This is a genomic window from Epilithonimonas zeae (assembly GCF_900141765.1).
GTDB classification, from domain to species: domain Bacteria; phylum Bacteroidota; class Bacteroidia; order Flavobacteriales; family Weeksellaceae; genus Epilithonimonas; species Epilithonimonas zeae.
The window spans coordinates 35,164-55,895 of the sequence record NZ_FSRK01000002.1 but is presented as its reverse complement, the minus strand read 5'-3'; the positions used below and the strand labels follow the sequence as shown (position 1 = coordinate 55,895).

Sequence of the window (20,732 nt, the reverse complement as noted above, 5' to 3'; positions counted from 1 at the left end):
AATATAAACAAAAGCGGCATAATTGTCGCTTTTGTTGTTTTTTATTTATATCAATTATAAACCCAATATTCTTATATTTGCTAATTAGTAAAACCCAAATAAAACGTGAAGTTAAGTAAAGAATTAAAAACAGGATTAATCGCTATATTCGCCATAATTGGTTTCGTTGTACTTTATCAGTTTATGAAAGGTAAAAACCTTTTCACAACAGATAATGCTTTCTATGCCAAGTATGATAATGTAGAAGGACTTTCTGTTTCCAATCCGGTTTCTATAAATGGATTGAAGGTAGGACAAGTAGATGAAATAAAACCGATAACTACAAAAGATGGCAGATTACATTTTGTTGTTAAATTGACAATAGATGATAATTTTGAGTTTTCAAAAAATTCTACATTAGAGATTTTTGAACCAGGATTGATGTCTGGAAAAGAAATGAAAATCAACCTTGCTTATGGAGGAGGAATTGCCAAAGATGGTGATACGCTGAAAGGAAATTATCAATTGTCTATGCTTAACTCTCTTTCTTCCCAAGTAAAACCAGTTAAAGATCAATTATCAAATGTGTTACTGAAGTTGGATTCAACTTTAGCAAGTACAAATAAAATTGTCGATGAGCAAAATAGAAGAGAAATCAAATTGTTGTTGTCAAATCTTAACAGAACCATCGAATCTTTCAAAGGCGCATCTGACAGAACAAATGCTATCCTTGCCAATAACGAAAAAGGTCTACACGAAGTAGTAGCTAATGCTAACAATGCAATGGTTACAGCCAACAAAACTTTGGATAAATTTGGATCTGTTGCAGAACGTGTAGATATTGATAAATTGAACGGAACAATTGACCAATTCAACCAAACGGCTGGTAAACTGAATAACGTTATTTCCGGCATACAAAACGGAGAAGGTTCTCTTGGTAAATTGGCGAAAGATGAAGAGCTTTACAATAATCTTGAAAAGACTTCTAAAAACCTGAATGCTTTGGTAGAAGATTTCAAAGCTAATCCGAAAAGATATGTGAACTTCTCGGTTTTTGGTAAAAACGCAGATAAAAAATAATCTATGCAATATATTGACAATGTAATATTTCTGATTTTATTGATTGCAGGTTTCGGCTTGTTTGCTAAAAGCCTGAAAGAATTATATCGCAATATAAAACTCGGAAGAGAAATTGACCGAACCGACAGAAAAGCGGAACGTTGGGCAATAATGACCAGAGTGGCACTTGGACAGAGCAAAATGGTGAAACGTCCTATCGCAGGGATTTTGCATATTTTCGTTTATGTTGGATTTGTCATTATTAATATCGAGTTATTAGAAATTATCATTGATGGTATTTTTGGAACGCACAGATTTTTGCAAAGTGTTTTAGGAGATTCTTTCTACGCATTTTTCACAGGATTTTTAGAAATTTTAGCGGCTTTGGTTGTCTTAGCAGTCGTCGTATTTTTCATCAGAAGAAATTTCTATGGTGTCAAAAGATTAACGATGAAAGAATTATTCGGTTGGCCAAAACAAGATGCCAATTGGATTTTGATTATTGAGTTTGCTTTGATGGTCGCTTTCTTCACAATGAACGGAGCAGATTTCTATGCAGATTCAACTCGTTTTAGTTCAAACTTTCCAATCTCAAAACATCTATTTCCTTTCTTTGGAAATTTCAGTTTAGAAACCCTTCATATTATTGAGAAATCGGCTTGGTGGTTTCACTTTGTTGGCATTCTTTTCTTTATGAATTATCTATATTATTCCAAACATCTTCATATCATTTTAGCATTCCCAAATACTTGGTTTGCGAATCTTGAGAAAAAAGGGGAATTTAATAATCTGGATACTGTAACTAAAGAAATCAAGTTAATGATGGATCCGAATGCAGATCCTTATGCAGCTCCTGCAGAAGGCGAGGTAGGAGTTCCTTCAAAATTTGGAGCAGAAGATATTTTTGATTTGAATCAACATCAATTGATGAGTGCTTATTCTTGTACCGAATGTGGAAGATGTACATCGGTTTGTCCTGCTAATATCACAGGTAAAAAATTGTCTCCAAGATTGATTATGATGAAAACCAGAGATCGTCTGGAAGAAGTCGGAAAAAATCTTAATAAAAACGGGGGTAAGTTTGTTGATGATGGTAAAAAGCTACTGAACGATTATATTACCAAAGAAGAACTTTGGGCTTGTACCACTTGTAATGCTTGTGTAGAAGCTTGTCCTGTTTTGATTGACCCGCTTTCCATTATTTTCGAAATGAGAAGATTCTTGGTAATGGAACAATCCGCAGCTCCTCAAGAATTAAATTTAATGATGACAAACGTCGAAAATAATGCCGCACCTTGGCAATATAATCAAGCTGACAGATTGAATTGGGCTAACGATTAATATTGAAGTAAAGGACATTTACATTAATACAAAATACATTTTACAACAAATGGATTTCAATATAAAAACAATGGCAGATTACGCTGCTGAAGGCAAATCTCCCGAAGTTCTCTTTTGGGTTGGTTGTGCTGGAAGTTTTGATGATCGTGCGAAAAAAATCACACGTGCATTTTGCAAAATTCTGAATAAAATCGGAGTAGAATTCGCTGTTCTGGGACAAGAAGAATCTTGTACGGGAGACCCTGCAAAACGTGCCGGAAACGAGTTTGTTTTCCAAATGATGGCTTTGACCAACATTGAAGTACTGAACGCTTACGAAGTCAAAAAAATCGTAACAGCTTGCCCACATTGTTTCAATACTTTGAAGAACGAATATCCAAGTCTTGGCGGGAATTATCAGGTTTTGCATCATACACAATTCCTGAAAGATTTGATGAATGAAGGCCGATTGAAAATCGAAGGAGGAAGTTTCAAAGGAAAAAAAATCACATTCCACGATCCTTGTTACCTTGGAAGAGCTAATGACGAATATGAAGCGCCAAGAATGCTTTTGGAAAAACTCGATGCAGAATTAGTAGAAATGAAACGTTGCAAAACCAACGGATTATGTTGCGGAGCTGGCGGGGCGCAGATGTTTAAAGAACCAGAAAAAGGAAATAAAGACATCAATATCGAAAGAACAGAAGAAGCGCTTTCATTCGAACCAAAAGTGATTGCTACGGGGTGTCCTTTCTGTAATACAATGATGACAGATGGTGTGAAGCACTTCAATAAAAATACAGAAGTAGAAGTCAAAGATATTGTAGAACTTTTGGCAGAAGCGGAAGATCTGTAATTCTAAACACTTTTTTTGAAATATAAAACCTAGATAATATTCTAGGTTTTTTCGTTTTTAGAAAATTGAATAAAAATCCGTAATTTTATATTTTTAAATGATAGATAAAATCGCTGTCAAGTGATTTTGTAAATAATAAATCCCTTCTTATGAAAATCGAGGAATCCAGTATTGTAGAAACAAACGATTACCGAGTTATTATATATCCCGCGTCAAGACCTTTTACCGCGAAAGAAAGTAAAGTAATTGCGGAGAAACTATATGATTTCTTGAGCGATTGGGCAGCTCATGGAAAAGAACTGTCTTCTTCTTTCAAAATCGAAAAAAATCAGTTCATTATCATCTGTGTTGATGAAGAGAAAGAAGCCGCTTCTGGCTGCAGTATTGATGCACTGGGAAAAGTAATGAGAGAACTGGATGCCGAATTTGATCTTGGATTGTTTGATAGAATGAAAGCCAGCTACGTAGAAAATGGAGAAGTGAAAACCCTGAAACTATCAGACTTTAAAACCAAAATCAGAAGTGGCGAATTGTCAAAAAACATCGAAGTTTTCGATTTTTCAAAAAATACTTATTTGGATTTTCTAAGTCATTTTTTACAGCCATTTGCCAGAAGCTGGGCATCGTCAATTTAATAATTTGATTCATCTTTTCAATTAATTTCAAAACATAATTTTGAAAGTTCTTTTCCTGACAACTGCACACAGATATAATGATGATCGTATTTTTTATCATCAGGCAGTAGAACTTGTAAAGAAGGGTTTTGAGGTGAAAATTTGCAGTTTGTCTTCTGGTTACAAAGGCATTATTGATGGAATTGAAATCGAATCATATTCAATCTTAGAACAATCAGCAAAGCAAAAAAAAGATATATTGCTTAAAATTTGTAACGACTTTCAACCAGATGTCATTATTTGTTCGGAGCCATTGGCTATTATTGCAGCGGGAAAATTCCAAAAAATAAAAAAAACAAGTATCATTTATGATATTACAGAATGGTATCCGTCATTCAGAATGTTACAACCCTATTCGTGGCTATTGAAACCTTTTCATCTGATTAAGTTTTTTCTGATTCAGATGTATGCAGGATTTCTGAGTACACATTTTATTTTTGGGGAAGATTCTAAAAAATTCCCTTTGATGTATTTGTTTCCATTCAAAAAGAATCTAACACAGGCTTATTATCCGGATGATATCTACATTGAAAAGAATATCAAACAAATTGCAAAAAATAAAATTACGCTTTGTTGCACGGGAAGAATTTCTAAAGAAGATGGAATAGATAATTTTTTTAAAGCGATAGATTTAGTACGAAAAAGAAAGCCAGATTTAGAAATATCCATTTTAATTGTTGGAGCACCTAAAAGAGATTCTGATGCCAAACATTTCAATCAACTTTTAGAAAAATATGCTTGGGAAAATATCTCTATTGTAAAACCTACAAGTTTTGAAACATTCACAAGCTCGTATTCTGAGGCAGATATCTGTTTTGATTTGAGAGAAAAAAACTTTGAGTACAACAACTCTTTGCCAATCAAATTGTTTTATTATGCTGCGTCTGGTAAGCCGGTTATTTATACCAATTTGAAAGCGATTAGAAACCATATAGATGTTTCAAAATTCGGATATTTGGTTGAGCCTGAAAACTCAGAATTAATTGCGGATTTGATTATAAATTATACTGAGAAACCGAGTCTTTATGACAAGCACGCTAAAAATGCGAGAGCCAGTTATGAAAAAAAATACAATTGGAATCTAATTAAGCAAACATTTGTAGATTTTGTAAAACAATCTGAAAAGTGAAGTATAAAGCAGTAGCAGAAACATTTGTTTCCCGATTTTTGATGCTGATATTGAATTTCGGATTGATTATTTTTTCTACCAATATGTGGGGCAGCGAAGGGAAGGGAACTATCTCTATTGTGACTTTGGACCTTGCTATTGTTGTGTTTTTTAGCAATATTTTTGCGGGAAGTAGCGTGTCATATTTTGCATCCAAATACAAAATAGAAAAGCTTTTAGGATATGCCTATATTTGGTCTGTATTGGTAGGTATATCCGTTCCGTTACTTGTTAGTTTATTCCATCAACAAGATTATCTTCTCTATCTTATTCCACTTTCTGTTTTTTCGTCATTATTGGCTGCTAATGTTAATTTTTTTATTGGCAAACAGGAAGTTAGGTTGTATAATTTATACGCCATTTTACAGTTGTTGGTCCACATTGTTTTTATTTTCGCGATTATATTTTTTCTGAAAATAATGACCGTCGAGTCTTACTTTTTGGCTCAGATTTTTTGTTTTGTAATTTTGTTCTTGATAAGCTCTGTAGGACTTCTAAAAAGATGCAGCATAAGGAATATCTCTTTTGAAAAAGAAGTAGTAACTCATTTATTCAACTATGGTTGGAAAACACAACTAAGTGCATTTGTACAATTTCTTAATAATAGAGTCTCATTTTATTTTTTAGAATACTATAAAGGTATTGCTAGTGTCGGTGTTTTTTCTGTGGGTGTTGCATTTTCTGAAGCTATTTGGACAGTCAGCAGAAGTCTTGCACTTGTTTTATATTCGGAGGCTTTGAATGATGAGAATAAAGAAGGATTAATTCTCAAAACAAAACTATCGGTCAAAATCAGTTTCATAACAACAGCTTTATTTATTGGCGTTGTCTTGCTTTTACCTGCTCAATTTTATACTTGGATTTTTGGAAAAGATTTTTCACAGACCAAACTGATCATTTTAGTTTTATCACCGGGGATTTTGGCGATTGCAGTCAGCAATATTGTTGGGTTCTATTTTGCCGGAATCAACAAATTGAAAATTCTAAATATCAAATCATTTATAGGTTTTATAGTTACAATTATCACTTCTGTTTTTCTTATTCCAAGATTAGGAATTTTAGGAGTTTGTATTGTAACTTCCCTTTCGTATTGTGTTTCATCAATTATTTTACTTTGGAATTTTTATCAATTGACGCACTTTAGTATCAATGATTTTGTATTTTCGAGGTCAGAAATAAAACTAATTTTACATAAAATTAAAAACAAACAAAAGAATGGAAGTTAAACTTCTATTAAAAGGTAATGATACCTATTCTTGGATTCAAAATGAGAACCTATCTTTCATAGGTTATTTTTTTGATGAAAATCACAATCTTTATCGTAATCAAGAAGCTGTTGATTATATCAGTAAAGAATTGCAAACAGTTTCTCTGGAACAGATTTGTAAAAAAGTTAATGGTCTGTTTTCATTCATTGTTGTTTCTGAAAACGACTATTATCTTGTAAGCGATGCGGTTAATTTTTTTCCTCTTTTCTATAAAATTAATAAAAATCGAATAGTAATCTCAGATTATTGGGAAGCTATTTTGAATCTTACAAATGCATTTGATTTCAATAAGCCTGCGGTTGATGAATATGAAACGGCTGGGTTCGTTTTGTCTAATGAAACTTTGGATAAAAACATTTATAAAACAAACGCTAATCAAATTCTAAAAATCTCTAGTCTTGAGCGAAAAGCAACACAATACAAAAACTTTATAACTGATTCTTTCTTCGAAAAATCATTTGAAGATTTAGCAGTAGATTCAGAACAGGTTTTAATGCAGGTTGCAGAGAAATTAGTATCATTTCTAAATGGAAGAACTGCTGTTGTTCCTCTTAGTGGCGGTTATGATTCTCGCTTAATTGTCAGTTTATTGAAGAAAATGAATTATGAAAAAGTAATTTGTTTTACTTACGGAAAAGATAATCCGGAAGTTCCAATTAGTAGAAAAGTAGCAGAAGAGTTAGGCTATGATTGGCATTTTATAAATTTCACTGAGATTGATATTGAAAAAATCCAGTCAGATCAATCATTTCGAGATTATTTGGATTTTGCAGCAAATGGCTATTCAATGCCTTATTTGATGGAATATTTTGCAGTGATTGAGCTTAAAAATAAAAATTTAATTCCTGAAAATTCTGTTTTTTTACCAGGACATTCTGGCGATTTTTTGGGCGGAAGTTATATGAAGAAAACCGTGAAAAATAATATTGATTTTCATAATCTTCCAGCTTTTATAGAATCCAAATATTTTATTTTCACTCAAAAGAATAATAAAAGAAAACATCAAATTCAACAAAGACTTCAGCAAAGTTTAGATCCAATTGCAAAATCATATTTCTCCGGTGATTTTAATATGTCTGTTGAAGAATGGGATATTCAGGAAAAATTAGCAAAATTTATTTTCCACTCATCTCAGGTATTTTTATATTTTGGTTTCGAAACTTATTTTCCTCTTTGGGACAAAGAATTGGTTGAGTTTTACAGAAAAGTTCCTTTTGAATTCCGTGAAAATAAAAAGCTTTATGATTACGTTTTAGAAAAGTACTTTTTCCAACCTCAGAATATAAGTTTTGACAAAAAAGAACTTAGTGTTTCCGGATTCCAATTTTTTCTTCAGAAAATAAAAGATTCTATTAGATATTTTTTTCCTTGGAAGATGGTTTTGAAGAGAATGAATAATGCAGATTGGCCTTATTATCAAAAGTTGACTAAAAACATGAAAAGCTATTTGGAAACCAAAAGGAAAAAAGAATTTACAAATTTCAAAACCTATAATGCAGTAATTTGTGCTTGGTATATAGAGTATATTCAGGAAAAATATAAGTATTAATATTCTATCTTTGCAAAGATGAAACTAAGAATATCCATAATTTTAACAGCAGTTGTTTTGTTATTGTCTTGCAGAGGAGATAACGAAGATGATGTACAAGTCATCGATCAGGTTCTGATGCTTTATGTTAAAAGCGCGACTAATGGACAAGATTTGTTAAACTCAAAAATTGATGGTTCTTATTCTGCTGTTACTTTATTGGATCTCTTAGACGAAACTACTGCTAATAAACCCATTACCGGACAAACTTTCCCGAAAGATGCAGATACTGTAGTTTATATGGATTATCCAGCAGGTGCTATCCGACTATTGAAGGATGAAGTTACCTCTAATCCAGAAGAAAAAATATATTATTCCAATTTTCTAATTCGTTATTCTAAAGTTGTCGACGAGGTTACTGATATTGATTATAGAGTGGATACTATAAGAATTGAATATAGCTGGACACCTTCGCTCTTTCAGATATCAAAACTTTGGTATAATAATGAATTAAAATTCACTAAGGTTCCAGGACAGAGAAATGTTGTGGAAATCATCAAAGAAAATCCTTAAATTTGCAATTGTCAGAAAATTAGAATAATTATTCTGATAACGAAATACTATCAACCAACAACCAAACTATGTTACAGGTTAATTTTTTGCGCGAGAACAAAGAGCGCGTTTTGGAAGGCTTGAAGAAAAGAAACTTCAAGGAATTAGATTTGGTCGATGCAGCGGTAAATGCTGACGACGAAAGAAAAAGATTACAGTTTGAGCTAGACTCACAACTTTCCGAAATGAACAGAATCTCCAAAGAAATCGGAATTCTGATGAAAGACGGAAAAAAAGAGGAAGCAGAAGCTGCCAAATCCCAAACGTCGCAATACAAAGAGTCCAGCAAAGAATTACAAAATGAGTTGAATGAAGCTGAGAAAACACTTCTCAATATTCTTTATCAAATCCCAAATATCCCTTACGAAAAAGTAGTTGCCGGCGTTTCTGCCGATGATAACGAGATTGTTTACGAATCTACAACAGTGGATGGTCTTGGTGAAGGTGCAATTCCGCATTGGGAACTGGCTAAGAAATATAACTTGATTGATTTTGAATTAGGCGTTAAAGTAGCTGGTGCTGGTTTTCCTGTTTATTTTGGGAAAGGTGCTAGATTGCAGAGAGCTTTGGTTCAATATTTCTTGGACAAAAATACAGATGCAGGTTATCAGGAAGTGAACGTTCCACACGTTGTGAACGAAGCTTCTGGTTACGGAACTGGACAATTGCCCGATAAAGAAGGACAAATGTACTATGTGGGTGCAGATGATTTATATTTAATTCCAACGGCAGAAGTTCCAGTGACCAATATCTACAGAGATGTGATTATTGACGAGAAAGATTTGCCAATCAAGAATACCGCTTTTTCCCAGTGTTATAGAAGAGAAGCGGGAAGTTATGGTGCACACGTAAGAGGTTTGAACAGACTTCACCAATTCGAAAAGGTAGAGATTGTAAGAATCGAGAAACCTGAAAATTCTTATGCTGTTTTGGAAGAAATGGTAGAACACGTTAAATCTATTTTGGAAGATTTGGAGTTGCCTTACAGGATATTAAGGCTTTGCGGTGGCGATACAGGTTTTGCATCAGCAATGACTTACGACTTCGAGGTTTGGAGTGCAGCACAGGAAAAATGGTTGGAAGTAAGTTCTGTTTCCAATTTCGAAACGTTTCAAGCAACCCGTTTGAAATGCCGTTACAAAGGTGATGGAAAAACTCAGTTGGTTCATACACTGAACGGTTCTGCAATGGCTTTGCCAAGAATTATGGCTGCTCTTTTGGAAAATAACCAAACACCAGACGGAATCAAATTACCAAAGAAAATTGCAGAATACGCAAGATTTGAATTGATTAATTAATTTGAATTCTTTTAATAATATTAAAGTCGCAAATTTTACTTTGCGACTTTCTTTTTTATTGAATTGAAAATTATTTGCGACTTTGCGTTTAAAATAAAACTACTTCTTCAAATTCAAAAAATAATTCCAAATCAATCGAATCTCGCCATAATCAAAATCCGAAGGCAAAACTGATTTCCAGTCATTGATATTCTCTTTTGGCTCAGCTTTGAATTGTTTTTCGAAAGCTTCAACTTTACTTTTTGGATAGATTCTCAGAAGGTCATTTCTGTCTAAAAGATTTTGCTCAGCATACTTTGAAAGATGTCCAAAAATAGTCGAATTGACCAAACCTCTTTCTTTCGCGATCTCAGCAACCGTTTTCCCATTTTGAAACAATTGATAAGTCAAAACGTGCGTCGGAACTTTTTTGATTGCCATAGAAACTTCCACATCTTTTTCTTTGTCAAATAATGGTGTTTCCAAAAGGTAAACCTCTTTCAAATCCTTAAGATAATCTTCGATATCATCCAGCCAGACACGGAAATCTTCGTTGAAGGCTTTCAAACCTTTTACACCTTTGGTTTCGGAATAGAAATCCTTGAGCGGAGAAAATATTTTCTCATTCACATTCGAGAAAAAGAAATTGACAGCACCTTTGGCTTTGACTTCAATTTCGGTCCATTCTTCCTCGCCTTGCAGGAATTTCTGTGTTTTCTGAACTAAGATTCGTTCAAATTTTTTGAAAATAGTAATGTAATTTTCAATATCAGCTTTCAAACAATGATAGAGATAATCTGCTTTTTCTTTATCAATGAATTTACTGCTTCGGCTGATAACCATCCAGTTTTCCAAAGCGGACTGAAACCAAATACAATCGATTCTTCTAATGACTTTTTGAATGCTGTAATCGTATTTTTCAGCATTAAGGATTTCCTCGATTTTGGAATTAGCGTGCGTCTCGTCCTGAAACTTTGAAACTCTTTTGTCGGAAAAAATCACTTCAGGCGTAATCTTAGATTTCAAGACAATTCCTTCCAAAGTTCGGCAACGTGATAACGCAACATAAACCTGTCCGGAAGCAAAACTTTTTCCTGCATCAATAATCAATCTATCAAAGGTCAAACCTTGACTTTTATGAATCGTAACTGCCCAAGCTAAGCGAATCGGAAACTGTTTGAAACTTCCCAAAACTTCTTCCTTGATGTTCTTTTCATCATCCAAAGAATATTTTTTTTGCTCCCAGGTTTCCGCTTTTAGCGTGATTTCTTCCTCGCTTCCATCAAGGATTACCGAGATTTCATCTTCATCGAGATAAGAAATCTGAGCGAGTTTTCCGTTGTAATATTTTTTGTCAGATGAGGTGTCATTTCGGATGAACATAATTTGCGCACCGACTTTCAGCTCCAGAACTTCATCATTCGGATATTGAGTTTCCTTGAATTCTCCCACAACATCTGCAGTGTAGGTATGAGATTTTCCGCCAAGTTCTTTAATCTTTTTTTGATTGATGTCGTCCGCCATTTTGTTATGCGAACAGAGATAAACGTAGGCTTCATCTTTTGGGTCGAAGTCAGGCTGATATCTTTTGTTCAAAGCTTCGAAGTCAATATCTTCGGTAATTCCATCTCTAATTGCATTAAGGATTTCGAGAAAATGTTCATCGGTTTGACGATAAACTTTGGTCAATTCCAGCGTGATGAAATTACTGCCTTCCAAAGCTTTTGCGTGGAAAAAAAATGGCGAAGAATAATACATTGATAAAATATATTCATCTCTCACAACAGGTGGCAACTGATAAAGATCGCCAATAAACAACATCTGAACACCTCCAAATTTCTGCTGATTTCTGCGAACGTGTCTCAATGAGAAATCCATCATATCCAGAACATCTGCTCGCAACATCGAGGCTTCATCAATAATAATGATTTCGATTTCACGGAGGAGTTTGAGTTTGTCTTTTCTGTATTTGAAATGCGGCATCAGGTCCGCAATATTGTTCGCCAGATTTTGGTCGATTCTTTCCGTAGTTGGAAGAAAAGTTCTGAGTGGCAACCCAAACATAGAATGGATAGTAACACCGCCAGCATTGATAGCTGCGATTCCTGTCGGCGCAACTACAATGTGTTTTTTCTTGGTTTTTTTTACAAAATCGTTTAGAAATGTAGTTTTTCCGGTTCCTGCTTTTCCTGTCAGAAAAATGTTTCGGTTGGTGTGTTCTACGATTTCAAAAAGAGAGTCATTCATCGATTCAAAGATAAAGAATCAGGAGAGACGAATCAAGTTTAAAGAAAACAGAAAAAAATTGAAAGAGTGAAGAAAATTATTTAATCCTATCTGGATTTTGTTTTAAAAAGCTATCCCAACCGGAATAAGATTTATCAGTGGAAATATTGCCAGAATTAAAATGATGACAGACTGCAACCGCTAATCCATCAGAGGCATCAAGGTATTTTGTAGGGAATTCTTTCAGTTTCAAAAGGTTCTGGAGCATTCCTGCAACTTGTTCTTTGCTGGCATTTCCGTTTCCTGTGATGGCCATTTTGATTTTTTTGGGAGAATATTCGATGATGGGAATGTTTCTGTGGAGACTTGCTGCCATTGCAACGCCTTGAGCTCTTCCCAGTTTTAGCATACTCTGGACATTCTTTCCGAAGAAAGGAGCTTCCAAAGCAGTTTCGTCAGGATGATATTCATCAATCAAAGCTAAGGTCTTATCAAAAATAACTTTAAGTTTTGTTTCATGATTATCGTATTTTTTCAGGATTAATTCGTGGATAGCTATCAACTCCATTTTACTCCCTTTTACAGAAATAATTCCAAAACCCATAATACTTGTTCCAGGGTCAATCCCTAAAATGACTTTTTCAACTAACATATCGGCAAAATTACGTTAAGATTTTCATAAATATCAAAAGAGAAAATATATTTTCATACAAAGTTATTAAATTTAGAAACCTAAAAATAACTATCAAAACATGAGAAATTTTCTACTGACTGCGGCAGTCGTTTTCTATGCAGGACTTAATACGCCTGTGTTTGCACAAAAAGCCGAAACTCCGAAATTTGTAAGTAACACCGAAGGAATCAAAGAATATTCCTTAAGTAACGGAATGAAAGTGCTTTTGCTATCAGATCCTTCTCAAAGTAACGCTGTTGTAAATATCGTTTATAACGTGGGTTCCAAGCACGAAGGTTATGGCGAAAAAGGAATGGCTCACTTGCTGGAGCATATGTTGTTCAAAAGCACGAAAAAATTAGGTGATATCAAGAAAATGTTGTCTGACAAGGGTGGAAATGCCAACGGAACAACTTGGTATGACAGAACCAATTATTATGAAGTTTTTCCTTCTAATGATGAGAACTTAAAATGGTTCTTAGAAATGGAAGCGGACAGAATGATAAACGCAACGATTCTTCAGTCAGACCTTGATAAAGAATTTTCTGTTGTAAGAAACGAATTTGAAATCGGGGAAAATAGTCCGAGCGGTGTCTTGATGGAACGCATTATTTCTGCAGCTTATCTTTGGCACAACTACGGAAACAGCACCATCGGAAGCAAGGAAGATGTAGAAAGAGTAAAAGCGGTGACGCTGAGAAAATTTTACGAAAAATATTACCAGCCAGATAATGCAACTTTAATTGTGGCGGGAAAATTTGATGAGAAAAAAGCTTTGGAATATATTTCCCAGTATTTCTCAACGATTGCAAAACCGGCGAGAGTCTTGGATGCGCCTTATACAGTAGAGCCTGCTCAGGATGGCGAACGTTTTGTAGAGCTGAAACGTGCAGGAGACAGCAAAGTGATTGGAGCACTATATCACACTGCACCTTATGCGGATAAAGATTATGCAGCGCTGGATGCTTTGCAGGAGATTTTAACGGCTGACCCTTCCGGTTATCTTTACAAAGCGATGATAGATTCTCACAAAGCGGCTTCTGTTTATGCTTATCAGCCATTGGTGAGAGATGCGAGTTTTATGTATTTCGGTTTGGATATTCCGGCTGATAAAGATTTAAAAACAACGGAGAATGATTTCCGTGCCGAGTTGGACAAAATCGCCACTATCAAATATACAGACCAAGACGTTGCAAGAGCAAAAGCGAAAATCCTTAAGCAAGTAGAAAATATCAAGAATAACACAATTGGTTATGCTGTTAATTTGACAGAAATTGTTGGTGCTGGCAACTATAAATTGGGAATGATTTATCGTGACACGGTGGAGAAACTAACAGCCGCAGATATCCAAAGAGTGGCTGCTAAATATTTCAAGACTAACAACCGAACAGTTGGAGTTTTTATTCCTTCAAAAGATGAGGTAAGAGTCAAAAATGTAGAATATACAGATGACCAAATCGCCACTTTGACCAAAGATTACAAAGGAAAAGCATTGGAAAAAGATGCAGCTCCTTTCGAAGCGAGTATCAAAAATCTGAAAGCTAATTTGACAGAAGGCAAACTGAGCAACGGAATGAAGTACGGCTTAATTAAAAAAGATATCAAAGGAGGTAAGGTTCTTGGAAGTTTCAAATTCCCTGTTAGTAATGCTAAAGATTTGAACGGAAAATCTGATGTAGGTTCTCTAATGGCACAAGTTCTAAAAACAGGAACTAAGTCTCACACCAAAGAACAAATACAAGATATGTTGGATGAGTGGAAATCTAACATCAATTTCGGGTTCAGCGGTCAGACATTGTTTGTGAACTTCAGCACTTACAAAGACAGTTTGCCAAAAGTAACGTCATTAATTAAAGAAATCCTGACCGAATCTACTTTCCCGGAAGCAGAATTGGCAAAAACTGTAAACGAGTACAACACCTATCTGGAAAGTTCTTTGAATGACCCTCAGTCTATCGCTTTTACAGAAATCGAAAAAATCACTGAAAATTATCCTAAAGAGAGCATCTATTATACAGCTTCTACGCAGGAACAGATTGATAATAACAAGAAAGTGAAGAGAGAACAGTTGGTAGATTTCTATAACAAAATCTTGGGAAGTAATAATGGAGTAGGTTCTGTAATTGGCGATGTGGATACAAAAACGACGGCTGCATTATTAGAATCGACTTTCGGAAAATGGAATTCCAAATCCAACTACGAATACATCAAGCCAGAATTATTCGCAACCAAAAAACAAGATAAAGATTATCTGACTCCGGACAAAGAAAATGGTGCTGCAGTTGGAAAAATCAGTTTCTCTATGGACAGAAAATCTCCGGATTATCCAGCTTTCGTTATTGCCAACGAAATGTTAGGAAGTGGTGGTTTCTTAACAGCAAGGATTCCGACCAGACTTCGTGAGAAAGAAGGAATCAGTTATGGTGCGGGTTCTTATGTGAATATTCCTATTGACAACAATGTAGCGTCTTGGGCTTGGTATGCGTTCTTCAACCCAACCAAAAAAGATGCAGTGAACAAAGCTTTGAAAGAAGAAGTTAATAAAGCAGTGAAAGACGGTTTCACAGAAGAAGAATTCAAATCCAATTTGACATCTTGGTTAAACTCCAGAAAAACAGGTTTAGGAAACGATAATACTTTGATGGGATTGGTTAATTCTCAGCTTCAGTACGGTCAATCTTTGGATGAGTATGATGCTTTGGAAGCGAAAGTTTCTGCACTGAAAGTTTCTCAAGTGAATGATGTTCTTAGAAAATACATCAGCGAAGACAAAATGACTTCTGTATTTGCAGGAGATTTTAATAAGAAATAATAACAATTTTTATAAAATTAAAACCGTCTCAGATTACTGGGGCGGTTTTTTATTTTTTTAATTTACAAATTACTTTTCGAAGCCGGGAATCTGCTTTTCGCTGCAATATTTTTTTGCATCACATTTAGTCAATCAAAACATCCGAAAGTAAACGCAAAAAAGGATTTCCATTACAATCAGGGCTATGTGTTTTCAGCAGAGTAAAACAACATTTCCCTTTCAACAGAAATAACCCCAATTTTGTAGTTCCAGAGAAAACTAATCAATGCAGGATTATTTTTGAATTGTCAAATCCTTCAGATTAATCTGACCACAAGATATTTCCTTATCATTAATTTTATTAAACCCAAACAAAAACCACTTCAACTAGTTGAAGTGGTTTGTATTTGATAAGATAATTTCTATTACTTTTCTATCAATCGTCTGTGGTAATTGATTTGTCCCAAATGATAATTCAAATGCGTGGCTAGATGAACCAGAAAATATTCAGTTGAAGTTTTCCCCGACAGCACCAAAAGTGGATATTCTTTCTTCAAATCTTCATCTGATACAGATTTCAAAGAATCTCTTATTATCGCAATCGTATCAGTCAAATCAGCAACGATTTTTTCTCTCAGAACATTCTTGTCCGCAAACTCCAAATCTCTGTTTCGCACATAGTCAAATTTCCCAATCTCTTTCCCGATATAAGTTTTGAGATTCCCAACAAGATGCAAAGCTAGATTTCCTGCCGAATTAGAAATATTCCCTTCAACTTGCCAAATATTAGACTCCGATTGATAAAGATTAAGTTCATCAATCACTTTATTCAAATCTCTTTCAAAAAGTGAGTTTAAAGTTTGTGATAACATATTTCAGGCAATCTAAATTAAAACTGAGCTAATTTCTCTTCAGATAAAGTCTTCACGACATTCACCCAATCTGCATCCTCATTCAAACAAGGGATATAATCGAATCTCTCGCCTCCACCGTGCAGGAAAATCTCTTTTCCTTCCACAGAAATCTCTTCCAATGTTTCCAGACAATCGGACACAAAAGCCGGACAAACAATCGCCAGTTTCTTGATGCCTTTCTTGCCAAGACCTTCCAAAGTAGCGTCGGTGTAAGGTTCCATCCACTTGTCTTTACCCAATCGTGATTGGAAAGTGACCAAGACTTTTTCCTTAGGCAAACCTAATTTCTCACGAACTAATTCTGTGACTTTATAACACTGGTGTCTGTAACAGAATTTATGTGACGGATGATCATCTTTTTGGCAACAGTTGTCCATACTGCAGGTCTTTGTCGGGTCGGTTTTATAGATATGTCTTTCCGGAACGCCGTGATACGAGAATTGAAGTAAATCAAAATCTGGAGGCAACTTTTCGCCAATACTTTTCGCCAAAGCATCGATATAGATCTCTCGATTATAAAACGGCTGAACATAATTGATTTTGATATCCGGAAAGAATTTCAGTCGGACTTCCTCAGCTTTATCAATCACAGTTTCTGTCGTGCTCATTGCATATTGCGGATAAAGCGGAACCAAAGTGATTTCGGTAATGCCCTTGTCAACCAATTCCTGAATCCCAGTCTGTATCGATGGTTCAGCATAACGCATTCCCAAACCAACCGGAACATCCACTAATTTCTGAAGTTCTTTCTGCAGATTCTTAGAAATCACAATCAAAGGCGAACCTTCATCTGTCCAAACGGTTTTATAAGCTTCCGCTGATTTATTAGGTCTGGTTTTCAGGATAATCCCTTGAACCAATAATGCTCGGAAAATCCAACGGTAATCGATGACTTTTTCATCCATCAGAAACTCGTCCAGATATTCTTTTACATCTTTTACATCAGTCGATTTCGGCGAACCGAGGTTTACGAGTAGAATTCCTTTTTTGTTATGAACTGGTTGATTCAAAATAATATATTTTTAGAAATAAACGCAAATTTGCCATTCCGTAGGAATCTCTATTATCTAGATTTCTTTGGAATGACAAATTTAAGATTAAATTAATTCTTTTTACACATTGTCAGACTGAGGCTCTCGAAGCCATTATCCATTTACAGCTTCCACATTCTCCACCAATTCAGGAACAAATTGCTTCAGAATATTCTGGATGCCGTTTTTCAAAGTTGCTGTGGAAGATGGGCAACCACTGCAAGCGCCTTGTAGAAGCATTCTTGCGGTTTTGTTTTCTCCGTCGTATTCAATCAGAGAGATTTTTCCACCATCGTTTTCTACTGCAGGAGCAACATATTCGTTAAGAATGTCGCTGATTTTCTGCTCGTCATTCGTATATTCTCTGTTGATGATTTTCAAAACAGGATTCTCGTGCTGATGAGGTTCTGCATTAGAAATTGTTTTTCCAGCCTGCAAAAATTCTGCGATGAACGAACGAACTCGGTTCATAATCTCGTGCCATTCAAACTGACTATCTCTGGTTACCGCCACAAAGTTATCGCTCACATAGATTTCTTTCACAAAATCAAAAGCTTCATATAATTCTTTGGCCAAAGGCACTTCGTCCGCTTCTTCACGAGTCTTAACTTCGATGAATCCATCCATCAGCATTTTGCTGGAAATGAATTTCATAACAGCAGGATTTGGTGTCATCTCAGAATAGATTTGATACATCTCTTTTCTTTTCTGAAGATAGATTCTCGGGTTCGCCAGCAATTCGTCTTCGATGATGTTCTTCAGACTTTCTGCAACGTGTTCCCATTCTACAGTATCTTCTTTTGCTACCGCAATGAAATTGGCTGTAATGAAAATTCTGTTAACGAAAGGATAATTAAACAACTCTTGAGCTAACGGAATCTCAGAGACATCAGAATCTCTGTCTAATTCCAATGAACCGGGAATCAAAGTGTAGTCCGTCACGAACTTCATCACTTTTTTATTTTCCGTAGGTTCTATAATGATTTCTCGCATTTTAAGTAAATTGAACTACAAAATTATCGTAATTTGGTGGAAGAAAAAAGCTGATAAATCCCAATGTTATGTTAAGTTTTGATTATGAGAAGCTTTGCGGATTTTCGATTTTTTCTATTGGTTTGATTTTGGCTAGGTGAATGTCGAAATTGGGTTTGAAAGACCAATCTGCGCCCCGGCCTGAACGGAGCTCTTTTTATTTTTCCAAAGAAAAATAAAAAAGCGGGAGTGGAGGACGGATAAAGGCGCCCAAATAAAAAATTATTTTAAAATCAACTATCATTTATTAATCATCAATTATAGAAAATATGGCAATTATTAGAGAACTTTTAGGCAAGACGCCTCAACTTGGAGAAAATACTTTTGTGGCGGAAACGGCTGTGATTATCGGCGATGTGACGATGGGGAAAGATTGCAGTATTTGGTACAATGCAGTTTTGAGAGGCGATGTCCATTTCATCAAAATGGGCGATAAAGTGAATGTTCAGGACAATGCGATGATACACTGTACTTATCAAAAAAGCCCGACGACAATTGGAAATAGTGTCTCGATTGGTCACAATGCGATTGTGCATGGCTGTACAATAAAAGATAATGTTCTGATTGGGATGGGCGCAATTGTAATGGATGACTGCATTGTAGAAAGTAACTCTATTGTTGCGGCAGGCGCTGTGGTAACGGCTAATACACACATCAAAGAAGGCGAAATCTGGGCTGGCGTTCCGGCAAAAAAAGTGAAGGATGTGTCTCAAAATCTGATTACAGGCGAGATTGATAGAATCGCCAATAATTATGTTAAATACTCCAGCTGGTACAAAGAAGACTAAGTTGGTATAAAGATTGAATTTCCCAAGAAAAATAAGCAATGAAAAAACTTAATTCTTTTTGGGAAGTTCTAAAACAAACCTTCAGTGAGTGGATGTCTTCCTCCGCAGCCAAAGACAGTGCAAGTATGGCTTACAATGCGATATTTTCTTTGCCCGGTTTGATGATTATCGTGATTTGGGTTGCAGGACATTTCTTTGGCGAAGAAGCTGTGAATGGTGAAATCCGCCGACAACTGCAAGGTATAATGGGCTATGACGGCGCAAAAAGCATTCAGGATATTATCAAAAGTGCAATGGTTGATAAACAGAATTTCTGGATGAAAGCTCTTGGGGTTGGAACCTTGGTTTTTGGTGCCACCAGCTTATTTTTTCAAATGCAAAGCGCGCTTAATAATCTTTGGGATGTAGAAGCTGCTCCAAAAAAAGCTTGGCAAAAATTCATTCTTGATAGAGCTAATTCTCTGGGGATGATTCTTATTATCGCATTTCTTCTTCTCGTAAGTATGCTTTTATCTTCTGCTATTGGACTTGCAAATAATTTAATTACTCAATATTTTGGACTGGAAACTTATGTGATTATCCAGGCAAGTAATTTTATTTTAGGATTAGCGATCGTTACTATTTTATTCGCTTTTATGTTCAAGGTTTTACCCGATGTAGAAATCAAATGGAAATCCGTTTGGATTGGCGCAATTGTTACGGCTTTGCTTTTCAATCTTGGAAAAATGCTGATGAGTTTCTACTTCGATGTTTCTAAGCCAACTTCCATTTTTGGAGCAGCAGGAACTGTAATTCTATTGATGATGTGGATCAATTACTCTTGTCAATTGATATTTTTTGGAGCTGAGTTTACCAAGATTTATACTTACAGAAAAGGGCATACAATCATTCCTTCCAAACACGCTAAATGGAGCAAAGAAAAATTATACAGAGATTCTGAAGCACAAAAAATTACGCCTCAGAATCCGGATTCTAATATTTGAAAACAGGATTTCCGTTTTCACATTCGATTTTTTCTGGTGGCATTACTAGCATACAATCTGATACCAAATTGTATTTTTTATTGTACTCTGTTGATTTCTGATTATACAAATTGACTTTTTCCAGAAATTTTGCTTCATCTATTTTTGACGAATAAGCAATATAAGAAACAGGGCCGCCGCAAGCTTTTACACCTAAACCAACTGATTTCCAATCAACAGGATTGGTGCATTTTTCACTTTTCGCCATTGTGAGAATTTCGGATTTCAAATTTTCCATTTCCTGTGCTTCCTGCTGTGTCAGATTTGCATTATCCGGGTTTTCCTTTGGCCTTTCTGGAAGAGGTTTTGGAAGATTGTCTGGATTAATTGTGGACTTACACGAAAATGAAGCTATTGCAATAGCTGTCAGGAACAGTAGATTTTTCATAAAATATTTTTAAATCTGTCATCAAATATAGTACCTAGAAATTTAATATGAATAAAAATAATTGGTACAGATTTAGTTATTAGGCAAAGCCTAATACTATTTGTAACAAATTAACGTTTTAAATGA

At 35.2% G+C, this 20,732-nt stretch carries 18 protein-coding genes; 12 read left to right on the top strand and 6 right to left on the bottom strand.

Features of this window, described 5'->3' with window-relative positions:
* Nucleotides 1-105 precede the first annotated feature (105 nt).
* The 9 genes from BUR19_RS11985 to serS all read left to right on the top strand — a co-directional run bounded on the left by BUR19_RS11985 (nucleotide 106) and on the right by serS (nucleotide 9,762).
* On the top strand, nucleotides 106-1,059 hold the full coding sequence (locus tag BUR19_RS11985) for an MlaD family protein (RefSeq protein ID WP_074235708.1): 954 nt from the start codon (nucleotides 106-108) through the stop codon (nucleotides 1,057-1,059).
* Nucleotides 1,060-1,062: 3 nt separating this feature from the next.
* The gene (locus BUR19_RS11980; protein ID WP_074235707.1) at nucleotides 1,063-2,379 is read left to right on the top strand and encodes a (Fe-S)-binding protein; all 1,317 of its coding nucleotides are present in this window, start codon (nucleotides 1,063-1,065) and stop codon (nucleotides 2,377-2,379) included.
* A 49-nt stretch (nucleotides 2,380-2,428) separates the two neighbouring features.
* Nucleotides 2,429-3,214, top strand: coding sequence for a (Fe-S)-binding protein (locus BUR19_RS11975; RefSeq protein ID WP_074235706.1), 786 nt, complete (start codon nucleotides 2,429-2,431; stop codon nucleotides 3,212-3,214).
* 149 nt (nucleotides 3,215-3,363) lie between these two features.
* Nucleotides 3,364-3,849 carry a hypothetical protein gene (locus BUR19_RS11970; RefSeq protein WP_074235705.1) on the top strand — a complete coding sequence of 162 codons (486 nt, stop codon included), beginning with the start codon at nucleotides 3,364-3,366 and terminating at the stop codon, nucleotides 3,847-3,849.
* 40 nt (nucleotides 3,850-3,889) lie between these two features.
* Nucleotides 3,890-5,017, top strand: a complete 1,128-nt coding sequence (locus tag BUR19_RS11965) for a glycosyltransferase (protein ID WP_245799076.1) — start codon at nucleotides 3,890-3,892, stop codon at nucleotides 5,015-5,017.
* Complete coding sequence (locus BUR19_RS11960; RefSeq protein WP_245799075.1) at nucleotides 5,014-6,282, top strand: lipopolysaccharide biosynthesis protein; 1,269 nt, start codon at nucleotides 5,014-5,016, stop codon at nucleotides 6,280-6,282. Before BUR19_RS11965 ends, BUR19_RS11960 begins: the two co-directional genes overlap by 4 nt.
* Nucleotides 6,272-7,873 (top strand): asparagine synthetase B family protein, encoded by a 1,602-nt coding sequence (locus tag BUR19_RS11955; RefSeq protein ID WP_074235703.1) that lies wholly within the window; start codon nucleotides 6,272-6,274, stop codon nucleotides 7,871-7,873. Before BUR19_RS11960 ends, BUR19_RS11955 begins: the two co-directional genes overlap by 11 nt.
* A gap of 18 nt (nucleotides 7,874-7,891) precedes the next feature.
* The gene (locus tag BUR19_RS11950; protein WP_074235702.1) at nucleotides 7,892-8,425 is read left to right on the top strand and encodes a hypothetical protein; all 534 of its coding nucleotides are present in this window, start codon (nucleotides 7,892-7,894) and stop codon (nucleotides 8,423-8,425) included.
* A 68-nt stretch (nucleotides 8,426-8,493) separates the two neighbouring features.
* Complete coding sequence (gene serS / locus BUR19_RS11945; protein WP_074235701.1) at nucleotides 8,494-9,762, top strand: serine--tRNA ligase; 1,269 nt, start codon at nucleotides 8,494-8,496, stop codon at nucleotides 9,760-9,762.
* Between the two features lie 99 nt (nucleotides 9,763-9,861).
* Here the strand turns inward: serS and BUR19_RS11940 are convergent, their stop codons facing one another.
* Together BUR19_RS11940 and ruvC are read right to left on the bottom strand one after the other, a co-directional pair.
* Entirely contained in the window at nucleotides 9,862-11,988 is a 2,127-nt protein-coding gene (locus BUR19_RS11940) for a helix-turn-helix domain-containing protein (RefSeq protein ID WP_074235700.1), read from the bottom strand.
* Between the two features lie 76 nt (nucleotides 11,989-12,064).
* On the bottom strand, nucleotides 12,065-12,619 hold the full coding sequence (gene ruvC, locus BUR19_RS11935) for a crossover junction endodeoxyribonuclease RuvC (protein ID WP_074235699.1): 555 nt from the start codon (nucleotides 12,617-12,619) through the stop codon (nucleotides 12,065-12,067).
* Nucleotides 12,620-12,719: 100 nt separating this feature from the next.
* Between ruvC and BUR19_RS11930 the strand changes: the two genes are divergently transcribed.
* Nucleotides 12,720-15,452, top strand: coding sequence for a M16 family metallopeptidase (locus tag BUR19_RS11930; protein WP_074235698.1), 2,733 nt, complete (start codon nucleotides 12,720-12,722; stop codon nucleotides 15,450-15,452).
* A gap of 404 nt (nucleotides 15,453-15,856) precedes the next feature.
* Here BUR19_RS11930 and BUR19_RS11925 read toward each other — a convergent pair whose 3' ends face one another.
* From BUR19_RS11925 to BUR19_RS11915, 3 genes are all read right to left on the bottom strand, one after another.
* A complete protein-coding gene (locus BUR19_RS11925; RefSeq protein ID WP_074235697.1) occupies nucleotides 15,857-16,303 on the bottom strand; it encodes a DinB family protein in 447 nt (148 codons plus the stop codon).
* 17 nt (nucleotides 16,304-16,320) lie between these two features.
* A complete protein-coding gene (hemH, locus tag BUR19_RS11920; protein ID WP_074235696.1) occupies nucleotides 16,321-17,355 on the bottom strand; it encodes a ferrochelatase in 1,035 nt (344 codons plus the stop codon).
* 135 nt (nucleotides 17,356-17,490) lie between these two features.
* Complete coding sequence (locus BUR19_RS11915) at nucleotides 17,491-18,369, bottom strand: NifU family protein (RefSeq protein WP_074235695.1); 879 nt, start codon at nucleotides 18,367-18,369, stop codon at nucleotides 17,491-17,493.
* A gap of 308 nt (nucleotides 18,370-18,677) precedes the next feature.
* Between BUR19_RS11915 and BUR19_RS11910 the strand changes: the two genes are divergently transcribed.
* Together BUR19_RS11910 and BUR19_RS11905 are read left to right on the top strand one after the other, a co-directional pair.
* On the top strand, nucleotides 18,678-19,196 hold the full coding sequence (locus tag BUR19_RS11910; protein WP_074235694.1) for a gamma carbonic anhydrase family protein: 519 nt from the start codon (nucleotides 18,678-18,680) through the stop codon (nucleotides 19,194-19,196).
* A 38-nt stretch (nucleotides 19,197-19,234) separates the two neighbouring features.
* Entirely contained in the window at nucleotides 19,235-20,179 is a 945-nt protein-coding gene (locus tag BUR19_RS11905; protein WP_074235693.1) for a YihY/virulence factor BrkB family protein, read from the top strand.
* On the opposite strand, the gene BUR19_RS11900 is transcribed toward BUR19_RS11905, so the two are convergent.
* On the bottom strand, nucleotides 20,169-20,606 hold the full coding sequence (locus BUR19_RS11900) for a hypothetical protein (protein ID WP_074235692.1): 438 nt from the start codon (nucleotides 20,604-20,606) through the stop codon (nucleotides 20,169-20,171). The two genes, BUR19_RS11905 and BUR19_RS11900, sit on opposite strands and share 11 nt — an antisense overlap.
* Between the last annotated feature and the right edge of the window lie 126 nt (nucleotides 20,607-20,732).